Annotated in this window: 14 protein-coding genes and 1 pseudogene; 6 read left to right on the forward strand and 9 right to left on the reverse strand. The window is 57.7% G+C overall.

Going from position 1 to position 15,825, the window contains the following annotated elements; translation table 11 throughout:
- Positions 1–317: 317 nt before the first annotated feature.
- Positions 318–953: a hypothetical protein gene (locus BT125_RS05835; RefSeq protein ID WP_072405602.1), complete on the forward strand. Its 636-nt coding sequence runs from the start codon at positions 318–320 to the stop codon at positions 951–953.
- Positions 954–995: 42 nt separating this feature from the next.
- On the opposite strand, the gene BT125_RS05840 is transcribed toward BT125_RS05835, so the two are convergent.
- From BT125_RS05840 to BT125_RS05855, 4 genes are all read right to left on the reverse strand, one after another.
- Entirely contained in the window at positions 996–1,541 is a 546-nt protein-coding gene (locus BT125_RS05840) for a hypothetical protein (protein ID WP_072405603.1), read from the reverse strand.
- 300 nt (positions 1,542–1,841) lie between these two features.
- The gene (locus tag BT125_RS05845) at positions 1,842–2,336 is read right to left on the reverse strand and encodes a DoxX family protein (RefSeq protein WP_072405604.1); all 495 of its coding nucleotides are present in this window, start codon (positions 2,334–2,336) and stop codon (positions 1,842–1,844) included.
- Between the two features lie 295 nt (positions 2,337–2,631).
- Positions 2,632–2,868: an ATP-binding protein gene (locus BT125_RS29960; protein ID WP_072405605.1), complete on the reverse strand. Its 237-nt coding sequence runs from the start codon at positions 2,866–2,868 to the stop codon at positions 2,632–2,634.
- A 229-nt stretch (positions 2,869–3,097) separates the two neighbouring features.
- Positions 3,098–4,240, reverse strand: coding sequence for a DUF3500 domain-containing protein (locus BT125_RS05855; protein WP_072405606.1), 1,143 nt, complete (start codon positions 4,238–4,240; stop codon positions 3,098–3,100).
- A gap of 220 nt (positions 4,241–4,460) precedes the next feature.
- Here BT125_RS05855 and BT125_RS05860 point away from each other — a divergent pair, with 220 nt between their 5' ends.
- Positions 4,461–5,369 (forward strand): LysR family transcriptional regulator, encoded by a 909-nt coding sequence (locus BT125_RS05860; RefSeq protein WP_072405607.1) that lies wholly within the window; start codon positions 4,461–4,463, stop codon positions 5,367–5,369.
- Between the two features lie 162 nt (positions 5,370–5,531).
- Here the strand turns inward: BT125_RS05860 and BT125_RS05865 are convergent, their stop codons facing one another.
- A complete protein-coding gene (locus BT125_RS05865) occupies positions 5,532–7,664 on the reverse strand; it encodes a xanthine dehydrogenase family protein molybdopterin-binding subunit (RefSeq protein ID WP_072405608.1) in 2,133 nt (710 codons plus the stop codon).
- A gap of 49 nt (positions 7,665–7,713) precedes the next feature.
- Positions 7,714–8,169 (reverse strand): (2Fe-2S)-binding protein, encoded by a 456-nt coding sequence (locus BT125_RS05870; protein WP_072405609.1) that lies wholly within the window; start codon positions 8,167–8,169, stop codon positions 7,714–7,716.
- Between the two features lie 416 nt (positions 8,170–8,585).
- Between BT125_RS05870 and BT125_RS05875 the strand changes: the two genes are divergently transcribed.
- The gene (locus BT125_RS05875; protein ID WP_072405610.1) at positions 8,586–9,041 is read left to right on the forward strand and encodes an HhH-GDP family DNA glycosylase; all 456 of its coding nucleotides are present in this window, start codon (positions 8,586–8,588) and stop codon (positions 9,039–9,041) included.
- 221 nt (positions 9,042–9,262) lie between these two features.
- Here the strand turns inward: BT125_RS05875 and BT125_RS05880 are convergent.
- Positions 9,263–9,492: pseudogene (locus tag BT125_RS05880) on the reverse strand (helix-turn-helix transcriptional regulator); the annotation flags it as partial.
- A gap of 373 nt (positions 9,493–9,865) precedes the next feature.
- On the opposite strand from BT125_RS05880, the gene BT125_RS05885 reads away from it, so the two are divergent.
- Together BT125_RS05885 and BT125_RS05890 are read left to right on the forward strand one after the other, a co-directional pair.
- Positions 9,866–11,413 (forward strand): TerC family protein, encoded by a 1,548-nt coding sequence (locus BT125_RS05885; RefSeq protein WP_072405611.1) that lies wholly within the window; start codon positions 9,866–9,868, stop codon positions 11,411–11,413.
- Positions 11,414–11,445: 32 nt separating this feature from the next.
- Entirely contained in the window at positions 11,446–12,558 is a 1,113-nt protein-coding gene (locus tag BT125_RS05890; RefSeq protein WP_072405733.1) for an NAD(P)/FAD-dependent oxidoreductase, read from the forward strand.
- On the opposite strand, the gene BT125_RS05895 is transcribed toward BT125_RS05890, so the two are convergent.
- The gene (locus BT125_RS05895; RefSeq protein ID WP_072405612.1) at positions 12,548–13,120 is read right to left on the reverse strand and encodes a TetR/AcrR family transcriptional regulator; all 573 of its coding nucleotides are present in this window, start codon (positions 13,118–13,120) and stop codon (positions 12,548–12,550) included. The two genes, BT125_RS05890 and BT125_RS05895, sit on opposite strands and share 11 nt — an antisense overlap.
- Positions 13,121–13,234: 114 nt before the next feature.
- Here BT125_RS05895 and BT125_RS05900 point away from each other — a divergent pair, with 114 nt between their 5' ends.
- The gene (locus tag BT125_RS05900) at positions 13,235–14,671 is read left to right on the forward strand and encodes an amidase (protein WP_072405613.1); all 1,437 of its coding nucleotides are present in this window, start codon (positions 13,235–13,237) and stop codon (positions 14,669–14,671) included.
- 105 nt (positions 14,672–14,776) lie between these two features.
- On the opposite strand, the gene BT125_RS05905 is transcribed toward BT125_RS05900, so the two are convergent.
- The gene (locus BT125_RS05905; RefSeq protein ID WP_072405614.1) at positions 14,777–15,784 is read right to left on the reverse strand and encodes a Rossmann-fold NAD(P)-binding domain-containing protein; all 1,008 of its coding nucleotides are present in this window, start codon (positions 15,782–15,784) and stop codon (positions 14,777–14,779) included.
- Positions 15,785–15,825: the final 41 nt, after the last annotated feature.

Raw genomic sequence — 15,825 nt, forward strand, 5'->3', positions numbered from 1 at the left:
CGCTGGCGAGGGCCGATGAGCTACATTTAGCCAGACGTTTCTGAATCTAAGTGTTCGCCCAAGGCATAGCGTGGCCTGGCCTAAAACAGGGAATTTCAACGCGCAGCAGTTGATTCAAGTCACGACCGCTGAGGAAGTGGGTCCGGGCAAATTATCCATCAGTCCAGACGCAGTCGCTCAGCTCATCCCTCAGCCTCGTCAATGGAAAAACGCGGGCGAGGGCAGAGAGTGATGGCCTTTTGATTTTAAGCGAATGTCGCTAGAATCCGTCCCCCCTCTCTGTGAGCGGCATCAATACATTAAGCAAGGAAGTCGATATGCAATTTGGAAAAGCCATAGGCCTTGCCTTGGCCTTGAGCCTCAGTGGATGCGCCAGTTTCACCAAAGATGAAGTCGCACCCGTGAATCTGCCTTCGATGGCCAGCTATTCGAACAAGCCGAACGTCTATGTCGACTTCGATTTCTATCAGGGCGAACCCGACAATGCCAAAGCCACCGAGGTGCCTCAGGCCCGTGACATGCTCAAGCCCGATCTGAAGCGAACCTTCGATGAATCAGGGCTTTTCGGGCGCGTGGTGTTCGACGAGTTCCAGAAGCAACCCGGCGACTACAACCTTCGCCTGAAGGTCTACAACCATGCGCCAGGCGGTGGGCAAATGGTCTTGGCGTTCATCAGTGGCTTCACGTTCACCATCATTCCTGCGTTGGCAACCGACCAATACACCATGAGCCTGGAAACCTTGGACGACCAGGGCCAGCCGTTGGGCAAGGCCAGCAATCATGACGCGATCAACACTTGGATGGGTATCTGGTTCCTGCCGCTGGCAGGTAACACGCCCAAGGCCGCCATCACCGACACCTTCAATCGCCAGGTCAATGCGCTGCTGAAAAATTGGGTCGACAACAACCGCATGAAATATTCCGCTGTCGATACCCACATCCCACGGGGTTGAGACCGATAGAAAAAGAGCCGCAGTCGCGGCTCTTTTTTTTGATCACTTCAACGCTTGAGTGAACTGTGGATCGTTGTACAAGCTCTTGAGCAGATCTTGCAGCATAGGGTTGTAGTTGTTAGCCGCCGCCGGAATGGCGATCGGACCGAAGAAGCTACTGTCCCACTCACGTTGCACGTCTTTAGTGGTTTCGTACAGGACCTGGTCACCTTTACGCAGGGTGAAGCGTGCAGCCAGCTCGCCGTGCCCAGTGCCCACGCCAGCGGTGAGCTGGCTCTTGATCAACTGAACCTGCAACTGCCGATCAGCACGAGGATCCAACAGACCCGCCTGACGCAGCTCATCGTTGATCGCGGCCTGGATGTGCAGTGGAACGCTGCCCACGGGCGAAGAAATCGGGTTCAGGCGCACCATCAGCGACCCTTGGCCCGTATCAGCATTCACCTGCGTCTCGCGCAAGGACTGCATGGGCTCATTTTTCTTGAGCTGCTGAACGTTCTGGAAATTGGGTTCATAGCGGGTCATGGTCACGCCGCAACCCTGAAGCAGCAATGCGCAGAACGGTAGAGCCAGGTAGAGCTTCTTCACAGCAAATCCTTATGTGCTTTTTTAGAAGGCGTGATTATCGACAGATAGCCTTGAGCCATCAAGGGTGGGGACAGGTTTATGGTGGACTTAACCATCGTGTGGACGGATCAGTCATTCATCTCCCCCCTGATGACTGCTGTTCACCGAAAGGTCGATAGAGCCGGTGGTCACGGCTGGCGCAGACTGACCCGGCCACAACCAGTAAGACCCAGGGTCAGCAGGCTGCCGAGTGTCAGAGATAAACTGAAAAAGGTCCTGGATATCCTAGATTGCGGCATGACAGCAAATTCCCTGAAGGATTTAAAGTTCGCGCCCGAGCAGGCGGTCCAGTGAGTGGCGGCCGGCTCCCCTGAAGGCGATATAGATGAAGAGAAACGCCATCAGGACCGGGTACTCGATGCCGCGATCGATCCAGGGCCAGGTCGGACCAAGGATGTAGGCGATTGCCGCCATCTGCAGGGCCATGGCCACCGCGAGTCCCCGGGTTGCCAGCCCCAGCGCCAGTAACAATCCGCCGAGCCCTTCAAGCCAGGCGACGAACAGGCCGAAGAGTTCGGGCGCAGGGAGATGCAAGATGTTTTCGATCAAGCGGATCGAACCCGCCATGGGGTCGGCCATGGAGCCGTGTGAGGTTCCCAACAGCTTGGGCAGGCCATGGGTCAGCATGACGATGCCCAGGCATAACCTCAGCAACGCGTAGGCGAGGGGTTCGCCCCATTGATAAAAAGGGCCCAGGGCCGGGATCAGCAGCTTCGGTTGCAGTTCTGCATCTGAGGAGTGAGGAGTCGATTTCATCTAAGGTGTCCTGGCATTGTTCAATGGGGGCTGGTGCAAGTGCGTCGAATCGCTGTTACAACGAAGCGCGCACCGCCCTGGTATTGTGGGTCGCTGTTTGCCAGTGGATAAATCCGCATAAACTGCCATTACTATTCATCTCGGATAAACAATCGCTGATTGGCAGACACCTGTTCCAACAGGCCTGCCGAAAAGGTTGGCGTAGGGCGCTGTGACCGTGACCGACAAGGTAGCCTGGGCGACATTTTGCGCAAGCGCTGAGGCACTGCTCCGTGCTTCGAAAAAGAAGAAGGGGTTAACGGGTCAGTGGAAGATTAATCAGGGCACGCATGCCCGCATCCAGATTGTTCAAGCTGATATCACCTCCATGGTGACGCACTATGGCCTGGGCGATGGACAGGCCCAGGCCAATACCTCCCGTATCGCGACTGCGGGAATCCTCCAACCGGAAGAACGGGGCGAACACTTGTTCCCGGGGATGGTTTGGGATACCGGGCCCGTCATCCTCGATGATGATGTCGATACCTTCCATGGCCTGGAGGATACTGACCCGAGCCTATTCGCCATACCTGACGGCATTAACAATGATGTGGGGGGACGGCTCCATCGGAAACTCCATGTGCCATAAACCGTTCAGGCCGGATATGCGCAGATTTTTGAGTATTTCGCGCACCTGGGCTGTGCCCGTTGAGCTGTGTGTGACATTTCGCGAAAAACAGCTAGGCAACGGGCTTCGACTGTCCGGGGGAAAGTGACCTTTTTCAGTGCGGATGCTGCTCCAGGTGCTGGCGCAACAGACTCTGGCCATAGTCGTTGCCATTGGGCGTGCGCACTACCGCATGTACATGCTGATGATCGGTGAACGTGCCGTGGATCTCGTCGAATTCGATGAGGATCACAGGGCTGAAAATCCGATAGTAGATTCGACCATCATCGCGCTCCCGGGCGACAAACCATGTGTCATCGAGATGCGCCCGGACCTCATCCATGGCAATGTCCGCGTGTCCTTCACGCAAGTTGCCGACAAAGTTTTCGATCAAGACGGCCAGCGCCTGACGCTGGCTGCCCTGCAACTCGTTGCCGCGTATGCCTTCTTGTGGAACCTTGGCATTGTCGTTGCCGGCTCCAGAGATGAACGACTGCCAACCGCGCAGGCGGGCCTTCTTGGCCTGCTCCGGGTTCAGAGAGGCGAGAAAGTCCTTGGCCCCGCTACGTTCAACCTGTAGCACGGACAACCCTTGGTAACGTGGCGGTAGTGCCGCGTCAGGCGGACTGTACATGGGCTCTGAGCCCCAGAAGGTCGGACTCATCACCACTTGATCGCCGAGAATGAAGTAGTTGATGACCAGATGGTGTCCTTCGAACTGAAACCCCCAGGGTTCGTTATCCGAAGGGCGGCCGAACAGCGCCAAGTAATACTCGTCCTCGTTGAAACTATGGGTGTCGCCGGTGATGACGCCCAGCACATGGTTCAACTTGATGATGTCCTCGCTGAGTTTCAGTCCCTTGGCGCTAAGCGACTGGCGCAGCAACTCAAAGACATTGGCGCGGCTGGTTGCAGACAGATCCCCCAGGCGCAGGCCAAGGCGTTCATTGGAGCGGTGGAAGTTGCTCCATACCCGCCATTGTTCACTGTCCACCGCGAAGCTCGCCTGCTGTCTCTGTGTCGCGCTCAAGCCATCCAGCAGATGGGTGGTGGCCTCGGCGATCGCTTGCGTACTGACGCCTGTGGATTTGCGTTTGTGCAGCGACGGATCCACACGTTCGTCGTAAGCGATACCCCTGTAGGGTTCGATCGCTGAAGAGACCGGGCTGGCCAGGAACAAAAAGGCTGTGACGGTGGAAAGTGTCGTTCCGCCCAGCCTACGTAGATACCTGCCTTGTTCCGCTAGAAAACGCTTCATGACTGCGTCGCTCCAGACGTCGGACTACTGATTTGATAATGGTTGGCCTTCATCGCTGCCTCTCACAAGATGGATTCGAAACGACATATGCGCCGCCATGGCATGCCTCGGGAGAAACCATCGAAGCCACGAAAGTAATTCTGATTGCTTCCAGAGGATGGATAAATGCGGAATAACTGGTAAGACTATTTATCCCTTACCAACAATAGGGCGCTCCACGGTGGACAAATTCGACGCCTTGCAACTCTTCATCCGAATCATCGAGCAGGGCAGCTTCACCCGTGCCGCCAATGCCCTGAACATCCCACGAGCCACTGCTACCCTGGCTATCAAGGAGCTGGAACGACAGCTCGGTGCACGCCTGCTCGAGCGTACGACGCGGCAGGTTCGGCCAACGCTGGACGGCCAGGCATTCTATGAGCGTTGCAAGCGTATTCTTGGGGATCTGGAAGATGCCGAGTCTTCGCTCAGCACGGTATTGGCAAATCCACGTGGCACGTTGCGCCTGGATCTGCACGGCTCGCATGCGACCCAGATCATCTTGCCTAACATCCAAGACTTCCATCGGCGCTATCCCGAAATCAACCTGGCGATCAGTAGTGGTGATCGGCTGGTGGACTTGGTGAGCGAAGGCGTCGATTGCGTAGTACGTGCGGGTAACCCGCGCGACTCGTCGCTGGTAGCCAAGCGCTTGGCGTTGATGCCGGAAGTCGTTTGTGCCAGTCCCGGCTATCTGGCGGAGCACGGCACACCGACATCCCCCGAGCAGCTAGGCGAACATCAGGCGGTAGGTTTTTTTGCCAGTAATCACGACATTCGGTATCCCTTCAGTTTTCTCATCGACGGCCAGGTGGTCGATCAGGAGCTGGGCAGCTGGATATCGGTGAATGATGCTGAGTGCTACAGGAGCTGCGCACTCAGCGGTTGTGGCCTGATCCAGGTTCCGCGGTTTCGCGTGGAGCAATACCTGGCAACAGGGCAATTGGTGGAGGTCCTGGGCAACTGGCCCAGCGCCGGACTGCCGGTCTCGGTACTGTATCCTTATCATCGCCAGCTTTCCCCCCGGCTGAAGGTCTTTGTCGAGTGGGTGAGCGGGTTATATACCCAGCGCTTCGGGCCCTTGACCTGAGAAAGAGCAGGGCCTGCTCATCGACGGCATCGGGACGTCAATACGCAGAACCTTCAACCTTGACCACGCTGGTCAGCACCGAATCATCACCATTGCGTTCGGCGGCGATGATCGCTGCCAGCGAGTCACTCATACCTGACATATGCACCTTCCAGAGTTTGCTTATGCACGGCTTGAGAGGCGTAACGGCAACTCGCGCAAGCGCTGGCCCGTCAGGGCGAACAGCGCGTTGGCCACCGCCGGTGCCACTGGGGGCGTCGCAGGTTCGCCCACTCCGCCGGGGCCCTCGGTGCTGGGGAGGACATGCACCTCAATCTGCGGCATCTCATTCATGCGCAGTACCCGATAATCGTGGAAGTTGGACTGCTGGACGCGCCCCTCCTTGATACTTATCTGCCCGAACAGCGCCGCGCTCAGTCCGAAGACGATAGCGCCTTCCATCTGCGCCTTGATGTTGTCCGGGTTGATCGGGATTCCGCAGTCGATCGCACAGACCACACGGTGGACACGGATCTCGTCATGCTCAATGGATATCTCCACCGCCTGAGCGCAGAAACTTCCGAAGGACTGATGCACGGCAATGCCCTGGCCTCGACCAGCCGCTGCTTTACGTCCCCAGCCAAAGCGCTCGGCGGCGAGGTTCAGCACCCCAAGATGACGGGGTTCAGTCTTGAGCAGCAGACGTCGATAAGCCAATGGATCTTGGCCGGCTGCGTGCGCCAGCTCATCAACCGCGCTTTCCATGACAAACGCATTATGGCTGTGTCCAACCGAGCGCCAGTACCACACGGGAACGTTGGAGCGGGGCGAGTGCGCTTCGACTCGATAGGCAGGGGTGTGCTTGATATAGGGCGAGTCGCTCATACCTTCGATTGATGTCGGGTGAATGCCCTCGGCATCGGGGAAGATCGACTGTCCGGCACTGGTCTGCGACCAGGACAGCGGTCGGCCGGCACGATCCAGGCCAACCCTGAGACGTTGCGCGAAGGCTGCGCGGTAATAGCCGCCCTGCATATCGTTTTCGCGACTCCAGAGCGTTTTCACCGGTACTCCCGCGGCCTTGGCGACCTGCACGGCCTCCGCCACGAAATCCTGCACGGCGCGTCTGCCGAAGCCACCGCCCAGGAAGGTGGTGTGGATGCGTATCTGTTCCGGAGCCAGGCCGGTGATTTTTGCGGCAGTTCGTTGATTGAAGGTTTGCATCTGGCTACCCACCCAGATGTCGCAGCTATCGGCACCGAGCCTCACCGTGCAGTTCAACGGCTCCATGGCGGCGTGTGCGAGGTAGGGCACGAAATACTGCATCTCGACCACTTTATGCGCGGCCTCTCGGGCTTTCTCGACGTCACCGTTCTGTGTCGCGACCAGTCCGGGGGTATGGGTCAGTTTGACGAAATCCTCGCGTTGCCGATCGCTGTCGAGGATGACGGCACCGCTCGCAGCTTCCCATTCCACCTGCAGCACATCGCAACCCCTCTTGGCCGCCCAGTAGTGATCAGCGATCACCGCGATACCGCTGGGGACCTGGACCACGTTGCGCACGCCGGGAAGTGCCCAGGCCTGGGTCGCATCGAATGCACGCACAGTGCCGCCTAACATCGGCGCACGTGCTACCACCGCGCACAGCAAACCGTCGAGTTGAACGTCGATGCCGTACTGCGCACGTCCGCTGATTTTCTCTGGCGAGTCCAGACGCAAAGCGCCTTTGCCGATCAGCGTCCAGGCACCAGGTTCTTTCAAGGTGAGGGTGGCTGGGTCCGGTGCCGGGAGGAGGGCGGCCTGTTCGGCCAATTCGCCATAACGCAGATGGGTATTACCGGTGATGACCACACCATTTTCGGTACGCAATGCACTGGGCGCTTGCCCAAGGCGAATGGCCGCTGCCTGGATCAGCAGGGTGCGGGCCATTGCACCGGCCCGACGGTAGCGTTCGAACTCTTCGCGAATGCTGGATGAACCAACGGTGGCCTGAACCCCTCGTTGAGGGCTGGCGTACGCCGCAGCCGCTGGCGCGTGCTCGACCTTGAGTCGACTCCAATCGGCATCCAGCTCTTCGGCGATGAGCATCGTCAGCGTGGTCCAGATTCCCTGGCCCATTTCAGAGTGAGCCAGCAGGATGGTAATGCTGTCGTCCGGCGCGATCCGCAGAAAGGCATTGGGCGCGAATTCGGAGTCTGTGGTCTGAGCCATCAGGCGTTCGGCGCCGGGAACCGAGAAGCCGACGATCAGCCCACTGCCGAGCACCGCACTAGACTTGAGAAAACCGCGACGAGAGGGGACGAGAACGGGGTTCATCAGAGAACTCCTTAACTGGAATAGGACCTATGGAAGAGAGGACGGAGCGTCAGGTCTTGCTTAACTCGGCAGCGCGATGAATTGCGTTGCGAATACGCTGGTAAGTACCGCAACGGCATATGTTCCCGGCCATGGCCTGATCGATATCGGCATCGGTGGGGGTGGGGTTGCTTGCTAACAACGCTGCGGCGCTCATGATCTGCCCAGACTGGCAGTAACCGCACTGGACAACGTCAAGTTCGGCCCAGGCACGCTGTACCGGATGGCTGACATCTGCTGATAGACCTTCGATCGTAGTGATCTTTTTGCCAGTCACGGCGCCGGCCGGCATGACACAACTACGCTGCGGCGAACCATCGATATGCACGGTGCAGGCGCCACATTGGGCCATCCCGCAGCCGAACTTGGTGCCGGTCATGTGCATGAGATCACGCAGTACCCACAACAGCGGCATGTCGGCGGGTGCATCCACGTCTAATTCCTGTCCATTGATCTGTAGCTTCATCGTTAACTCCTGTTTGCGACCGCAAAGATCCGCCATGGTTAACGGATGGCCGCAATGCTGTAGGGGCATAGGGATTGAGGAGAAGCTTACAAGTCGGGCGCTCCGATCATAAAGACAGGAGAATTGAATGATCTGTGCAGGGGGGACTAACAATCAGACGGGCCACCAAAGTCATTCATTGGTGGCTGGCGTTGCAGAAGCCCATGACCTGAGCGCTATATCCAGAAACAATGAAGCCAAGTGAACGTCGAGACCTTGCGCCCCTCCAAATATCAATAAAGGACGATCCACGATGCAACCGAAAACTGAAGGCGTCCAAGAGCACGGCCCCAGCGGCGTGCCCTTATCGATCCAGAGTGGAGGAGCAGAGCAATGGACAACTATCATCTGAGCCCGACCCCAAGGCGCTCCAAGGGATGATTTCTGTCACCGCTGCTGACCTTGGTATCGATATGGAGGATCCGAGCGGCCATGGGTTGTATAAGTGGCTGCTCGCCAGTTTTCTGATCGGTAAAAGGATCCGTTCCTCTGTTGCCGTTGAGGCGTACCGGAACTTGGTTGATCGAAATGGCTTGGATACGCCTGACAAATTGGCTCGTCGCTCGCATCGCGATCTGGTCAGATATCTCGGCCAAGCTGGCTATGCCCGTTACGATGAGTCTACCGCGAGGCGACTGCATTGTCTGGCGACCCGCGTGTCCGGGGAATTGGATTCTCACCTGATTGCCCTGAGCAATGGTGGGATGGACGTCTCCACGTTCCGACGCTGGCTTTTGGGCTTCGAAGGCGTTGGCCCGAAGACTGTGGAGATCTTCATGCGCGAGGCAGCGGCAGTGCTTGAAAGACAATCTACAAAGGGATCTTTACGTTGAGTGGAGCCAGAGTACCGCCTGGCTGTTTTGTGGAACGCGACAGAGGTTAGTGGAAATGGATGGAGAGGACAGGAACCTTATAAACATCTCGTTTAACATAATATACATTATGTGTAGCCAATGATCAGATCATGTGGCGCCCAGTGCAGGCTTTCTCGCTGTGCTACCCGCTGTCAGCCACGGCCCAAAACTTCCATACGTGACAGCGACACTGAACTTCGTCAGTTGGCAAAAGCTTCCTGAAACACCAGCGCGTTACCCGCATTGGCAAGCGGGACATTTGAGGTATGGCTAAGGACAAAATTCACGAACAGATGAAACAGCTCGGATTGGCTGGAAATGCCGAGTTTGAAATACAGGTGCTTGCGATGGTTTTTTACCGTGCCCTCCGAGATACCAAGGTGCAGTGAATCGAAAGGCTGGAGTGTCCACGCAGGATCATGCTGACGATCACCAGCAAATACGTACCGTTAATTGTCGTTCTGTCCACGCGGTGATCCTCCGATATCTCGTTCAGGGCAAACTTCCCGTACGTCATCTTCGAATGCACCACATAAGCTGCCTATGTCTCCAAGGGGTCATGTCGACGCATCGTGCTCATCAATCTCCCCTTTGTCAGATCCTGTAATAAATCGTCCCGTATGAAGTATTGGAAACCGTTGTAGGATTTCTTCCCCAATCATTGCCAGGTCTGTATGAACACCCTTCAGGAACCTCCCAGTCGCCCTTCAAAGAACCGTTTTCTCTCCTGCGCCCCAGCGGCCTGCATACGCTCGTTGCAGCCCCCTTCCCTCGCATTGATCGTCCGAGGGAGCGAATAAACCATGGAATGGATCGTTGACCCCACGGCATGGCTGGGCCTGCTGACATTGATCGTGCTGGAGCTGGTGCTCGGCATCGATAACCTGGTATTCATCGCCATCCTGGCCGACAAACTTCCGCCCGAGCAGCGCGACCGTGCCCGCATCATCGGCCTGTCCCTGGCGTTGCTGATGCGCCTTGGCCTCCTCGCCAGCATCTCCTGGATGGTGACGTTGACCAACCCGCTGTTCGAGGTCTTCGGCAAGACGTTTTCGGGCCGGGATCTGATCATGCTATTCGGTGGTGTGTTCCTGTTGTTCAAAGCGACCATGGAGTTGCATGAGCGACTCGAGGGCCACGTGGCGCAACGTTCCGGCAATGCCGCCTATGCGATGTTCTGGCCTATCGTTGCGCAGATTGTGGTGCTCGACGCGGTCTTTTCCCTGGATGCGGTGATCACGGCCGTGGGGATGGTGGAGCACCTGTCGGTCATGATGATCGCGGTGATGTTCTCGATCGGCTTGATGATGATCGCGAGCAAGCCGCTGACAAAATTCGTCAACGGCCACCCTACCGTCATCATGCTGTGCTTGGGCTTCCTGATGATGATCGGCTTCAGCCTCACGGCTGAAGGACTGGGCTTCCACATCCCGAAAGGCTACTTGTACGCCGCGATTGGTTTCTCGATCCTGATCGAACTGTTCAACCAGTTGGCGCGCTCGCGTCGCAAGAAAAGCCTGCAAGGTCTTCGACCTATGCGCGAGCGTACTGCCCATGCGGTGTTGCGCCTGCTGGGCGGTCAGAAGCTGGGGGCCGATGAAGTCGGCGAGGAAATCGCCGACATGCTGGAAGGCGATGAGCCGGAGCAGGTTTTTCATCGGCGCGAACGGGTCATGATCAGTGGCGTGCTGCAATTGGCCGAGCGCCCGATACGCAGCGTGATGACGCCTCGTGCGCAAATTGACCACCTTGACGTGGCAGACACTGCGCAAGAAATCCGTACGGCATTGATGCACTCTTCTTACTCGCGCTTGCCGTTGATCCGCGAAGGGCGCGTGGATGAGCCGCTAGGCTATGTCCATAAGAAAGAACTGCTCAAGGAAATACTGGCGGGCAATCAGCCGAACCTGGAAGTCATGGCGCGCAAAGCTATCAACCTGCTCGACAGCTTCACTATCCTCAATGCGCTGGAGCAAATGCGTAAAGAGTCGACCCACATCGCGTTCGTCGTGAACGAGTTCGGCGATTTCGTCGGCCTCCTCACCATGACTGACATCCTGGAATCCATTGCAGGTGAACTGCCGGACGCCAGTGAAATCGAAGGCCCGAATATTGTTCCCCAGCAAGACGGTTTCCTGGTCAGCGGCACCCTGAATCTCAGTCAGGTCCTCGAACACATCGACTTTCAGGCGAAAGCGACAGAGGATTACCAAACGCTGGCTGGTTTGGTGATGAGCCTGCTGGATCGCTTGCCGATCATTGGCGACACGCTCAGTTGCCAAGGATGGAGCATGACCGTGATGGAGGTTGAAGAGCGTCGAGTAACCAGGGTGCTGTTGCGTAAGGAATAAGCACAGAGATGCAATTGAGAGGAGCCGTGACGGTGAGTGTCGATATCGATTGCGTAGTCGTGGGTGCGGGGGTCGTCGGTCTTGCCGCCGCGCGTGAAATGGCCCTGGCAGGCCATGAAGTGCTGGTGATTGAAGCCGGAGAAGCGATTGGTATCGGCACAAGCTCACGTAACTCAGAGGTGATCCATGCGGGGATCTACTACCCGCCCGGCAGCCTTAAGGCCCAGTTGTGCGTCGAGGGCAGGCATTTACTCTATGCCTACTGCGATAGCCGTGGCGTCAGCACACGTAACACCGGAAAGCTGATCGTCGCCAAGGATGAAGCGCAAGTTCGCCAGTTGGAACTCTTGCTCGAGCGAGGACGGCTGAATGGCGTGGAGGATCTACGCTTGCTCGATCGTGAGCAAGCCCTCGCGCTGGAACCTGCGCTTGAATGCATCGCCGCGTTGTATTCGCCGTCGACCGGAATCGTGGATTCCCATGCGTTGATGTTGGCGTTGCAAGGCGATGCTGAAGCGGCGGGCACCACCATCGCGTTCCACTCGCCCCTGATCAGCGCCCAGGTCACCGCTGACGGTTTCCTTCTCAATGTCGGAGGGCCTGCACCGATGGCGCTGTCCTGTCGCCTGCTGATCAACGCGGCCGGCCTCCATGCGCCTGCATTAGCCAGGCGCATGGAGGGTTTGGCGCAACAAACGGTACCTCAGGATTACCTGTGCAAAGGCAGCTACTTCAGCCTGGCCAAGCGCGTGCCCTTCACACGTCTCATCTACCCCGCGCCGGAGGCCGCCGGCCTCGGGGTACACATGACCTTGGACCTGGGCGGCCAAGCGCGTTTCGGCCCGGACACCGAATGGGTCGAGACCGAGGACTATCAGGTCGATCCATCGCGGGCCAATGCCTTCTATGCAGCGATTCGCAGCTATTGGCCCGGTTTACCGGACAACAGTTTGCAGCCCGGGTACAGCGGGATTCGCCCGAAAATTTCCGCACCTGGCGAACCTGCCAGCGACTTTCTCATCAGCAGTGAACGGCTGCATAACGTTCCGGGATTGATCAATCTGTTCGGGATCGAATCGCCTGGGTTGACCGCTTGCCTTGCCATTGCCAAGCGGGTTCGGGGCCGCTTGAGCGCTAGCCGCTGATTTTTTTCCGAACCATCTTCATCAGATTTTCACCGACACCCTCGATGCTTTTGTTCTGCGAAACGACCTGGGCCCCCTCCATCAGATAAGTGAGTTCCATCGCAGCTTCGTTCGATTCGGGCAAATCGGCCGCGACACAGAGATCCACCAGCCGGAGGAACTGTCGCTTTTTATGCTCTTCGATGAGTTGGCGGGCAGGATTTCCTGGCTCGGGTAGTTCCGCCAATGAATTGGTAAACGGACAGCCTCTATAAGACGCTGCCGAAAGATCCTGGGCGATGAACTCGGCAAACCCGAGAATCTGCGCCTTTGCATCGTCGGCGTACTGTGCCGAAAGCGCGTCGAATATCTCGGAATATTTATCGACGAGCAGCCGTAGCCACTCCAGCACCAGCGCGTCTTTCGAATCGAAATGCCGGTAGACGGTCATCTTGGTCGACTTGGCCTTTGCCGCGATGGCATCCACCGTCACCCGACTAATGCCTTCATTGAAAAACAGCTCCTCGGCTGCATCGAGAATCCTTTCTCGGGGAGCTAACTGTGGAATTCGTTCGGGCCGCATGGTGTTCTCCGCTTGACATCGATACTTAACGGTATCTTACTATACTCATTAGTATCGATCGATACCGACAAGTAATCATACCGCTTTTGCCAGGTAGATGGCTCGGAGAACGCGATGAGAACCACTGAATACGCCGAATACGATGCAATGGGTCTTGCTGAGCTGATCAGCAGCGGTCAAGTCACTCAAGCCGAAGTCAGCGCTGCGGCCCTGTCCGCCATTGAGCAGCTCAATCCAAAGATCAATGCGGTGGTTGAGGTTTGGGGAAATGAACCTCAGGCAGCTACCGGGCCATTCAAGGGCGTGCCGTTTCTGGTCAAGGACTTAGGGCTGACTGCCAAGGGGCACCTGAATGAGCTGGGCAGTCGCTTGGCGACCGGGTGCATTGCCGTTGAAGACTCTAACCTGATGATCCGTTTGCGACAGGCAGGCCTCGTGACCATCGGCAGAACCACCACTCCGGAATTGGCTGCCAGTACAACCACTGAATCCGTATTTTCGGGCCCTACGCGCAACCCATGGGATTTGAGTCGCAGCGCTGGTGGATCGAGTGGTGGCTCGGCCGCTGCCGTAGCCGCCGGCCTGGTACCTGCGGCGCATGCCACCGATGGCGGTGGTTCTATCCGCGTACCATCAGCCGCTACCGGACTATTCGGACTCAAGTCCAGCCGGGGCAGAATTTCAATGGGGCCTGCGGTGGACGAAGTATGGGCCGGGCTTGCCGTACACGGTGTCGTCAGTCGAACCGTGCGCGACAGTGCCGCTTTACTGGACGCAACCAAAGGGGCTGCTGTGGGTGATCCCTTTGAGATTGTTAAGACGCAACATTCCTATCTGGCGGAAACGACTCGCGAGCCGGGATCCCTACGGATTGGCCTTCTCCTGCATCCGCTAAACGCCACTCGTTGCGCCGAACCGATCGCAGAAGCGACCCGCAATGTTGCGGTCCAGCTCCAAGGCCTGGGTCATAGCGTGGAAGAAGTCCGTCTGGACATTGGTCTGAGCTGGGACGGCTTTATTGAAATGAATGCACGGTTCTGGTCAGCCAATACCGCTGCCTGGATCAATGCCATCGCTGCGGGAACAGGCCGCCCCATTGACGCCACCACGCTTGAACCTGCCACGCTTTCGCTGCATCAGATGGGGAGTCAACTCACCGCCATCGATTTGCTTGAGGCCATGCATTCGAGAAATCTTGTGACCCGTAGCATGGGTCACTTCTTCTGCAAATACGACGTCCTGTTGAGTCCGACGCTGCCAGCACTGCCCCCTGCAATAGGCAGCTATAACGATGGGCAGCAGCATCTGGATGGCAGAGGCTGGATAGATCGAGTATTCAGCCACTCCCCTTTCACCGCGTTAGCGAATGTCACGGGGTCCCCTTCTATGTCCATGCCATTGGCGTTTGATCCAGAAAGTGGTCTACCTATAGGCATGCAGTTCTCAGCGGGCTTTGGTCGAGAGGACTCGCTGCTGCGTCTGGCAGGTCAGTTGGAGCGAGCCTTGCCTTGGGCAGCACGCAAACCTGAGGTTTGGGCTGGAAAGCTGTAGCCGGGTGGGTATCTCTCAGCATTAGCGTGCTAGCCGATAGCCGGCTAGCAGATCTGACCTTTTAGAAGCCGCCAAGAAAACGCTCAGCACACGGGATTGCGCAGGTCATGACTCCTCCAGCTTGCGTAACTCACCGCCCTCCGCCTTCAGACGCTCCAGATACGCGCTGGCGTCCAATAGTTGATAAGGGAAATAAAGCCCTGGCGGAGTCGGTGGCTGGCCGTCCAATCCGAGCAGCCGTTCCAGAGTCATAGCGACGCTGAGGCCGGTCAAGGGTGCAGCGCCTGCCGGGTGGATGACCGCATGACGGGTATGCAGCGGTTCGCCCTTGAGGTCATCGCCAACCAGTTCGATGATGATCTCGGTAGACATCGGCCGCCCCTGGCGTCGGCTTGAGCTCACCGCGGTGGCCATGTTGAACTGGACATTCGGTGCACCCGTCGCCGCCGCCAGGCCAACGACATCAATGGAGGAAAAGCCCCAAGCGTCGATTTGCGTACCATCCACCGCGCGGAAACTTGCCTTGGACTCCTCCCCTTCGCGCCAGACGAACACATCGTCGCGTCGTGTCAGCGCGGCGGGCAGCATTTTGTTCAGGTGTTCAAAGTCGGTGGCGACGGTTGGGCCGCCGGTGTCCTGCTCATCGACCAGCGCGTTGATACAGATATCGTGGACTCGGCTGAATGCCCGGGCAATGCTCAGTGTCGACACTGTTGTGGCGCCTGCCATCCATTCGTAACCCAGGACAATGGGCGAGGCGTCAGGCCTGTGCATGTATGTCGCGATTTCCGGCGCGATCTCGAAAACACCGGAGGAAATGCTGAGGTGCGGCACGCCGCGCTTTTGCGCAAACCGCAACCCGGCAATGGCGTGGTCCATATAAAAGACCACGACAGCGCTGAGCGGGTGATCGCCGAGGCCCAGATCGTCTGCGTCGGCGTCGATCACCACACCCTGCGCCCCGCCAATGTGCTCCGCGGCGCGCTGAGCCTTGGCCAGGTCGCGACCGCCGATCAGCAGGGGTACGTCGGGATGAGCGGCGCGCAGCGCCCGGGCGGTATGGTGGCCAATGGCGCCAGAACCGCCCATTAGCAAGATAGGATCGAGTGACATGGTGTGTTCTCCTTGTCTCTGGTTTAAACCTACTTTCAGTA

The sequence above is a fragment of the Pseudomonas sp. NFACC04-2 genome (assembly GCF_900119265.1).
Classification (GTDB): domain Bacteria; phylum Pseudomonadota; class Gammaproteobacteria; order Pseudomonadales; family Pseudomonadaceae; genus Aquipseudomonas; species Aquipseudomonas fluorescens_AA.

Excerpts from the sequence above, each read along its gene's own strand:
- BT125_RS05835 (WP_072405602.1), top strand. The coding sequence starts at position 318 with ATGCAATTTGGAAAAGCCATAGGCCTTGCCTTGGCCTTGAGCCTCAGT.
- BT125_RS05845 (WP_072405604.1), bottom strand. The coding sequence starts at position 2,336 with ATGAAATCGACTCCTCACTCCTCAGATGCAGAACTGCAACCGAAGCTG.
- BT125_RS29960 (WP_072405605.1), bottom strand. The coding sequence starts at position 2,868 with ATGGAAGGTATCGACATCATCATCGAGGATGACGGGCCCGGTATCCCA.
- BT125_RS05855 (WP_072405606.1), bottom strand. The coding sequence starts at position 4,240 with ATGAAGCGTTTTCTAGCGGAACAAGGCAGGTATCTACGTAGGCTGGGC.
- BT125_RS05865 (WP_072405608.1), bottom strand. The coding sequence starts at position 7,664 with ATGAACCCCGTTCTCGTCCCCTCTCGTCGCGGTTTTCTCAAGTCTAGT.
- BT125_RS05870 (WP_072405609.1), bottom strand. The coding sequence starts at position 8,169 with ATGAAGCTACAGATCAATGGACAGGAATTAGACGTGGATGCACCCGCC.
- BT125_RS05875 (WP_072405610.1), top strand. The coding sequence starts at position 8,586 with ATGATTTCTGTCACCGCTGCTGACCTTGGTATCGATATGGAGGATCCG.
- BT125_RS05885 (WP_072405611.1), top strand. The coding sequence starts at position 9,866 with ATGGAATGGATCGTTGACCCCACGGCATGGCTGGGCCTGCTGACATTG.
- BT125_RS05895 (WP_072405612.1), bottom strand. The coding sequence starts at position 13,120 with ATGCGGCCCGAACGAATTCCACAGTTAGCTCCCCGAGAAAGGATTCTC.
- BT125_RS05900 (WP_072405613.1), top strand. The coding sequence starts at position 13,235 with ATGAGAACCACTGAATACGCCGAATACGATGCAATGGGTCTTGCTGAG.
- BT125_RS05905 (WP_072405614.1), bottom strand. The coding sequence starts at position 15,784 with ATGTCACTCGATCCTATCTTGCTAATGGGCGGTTCTGGCGCCATTGGC.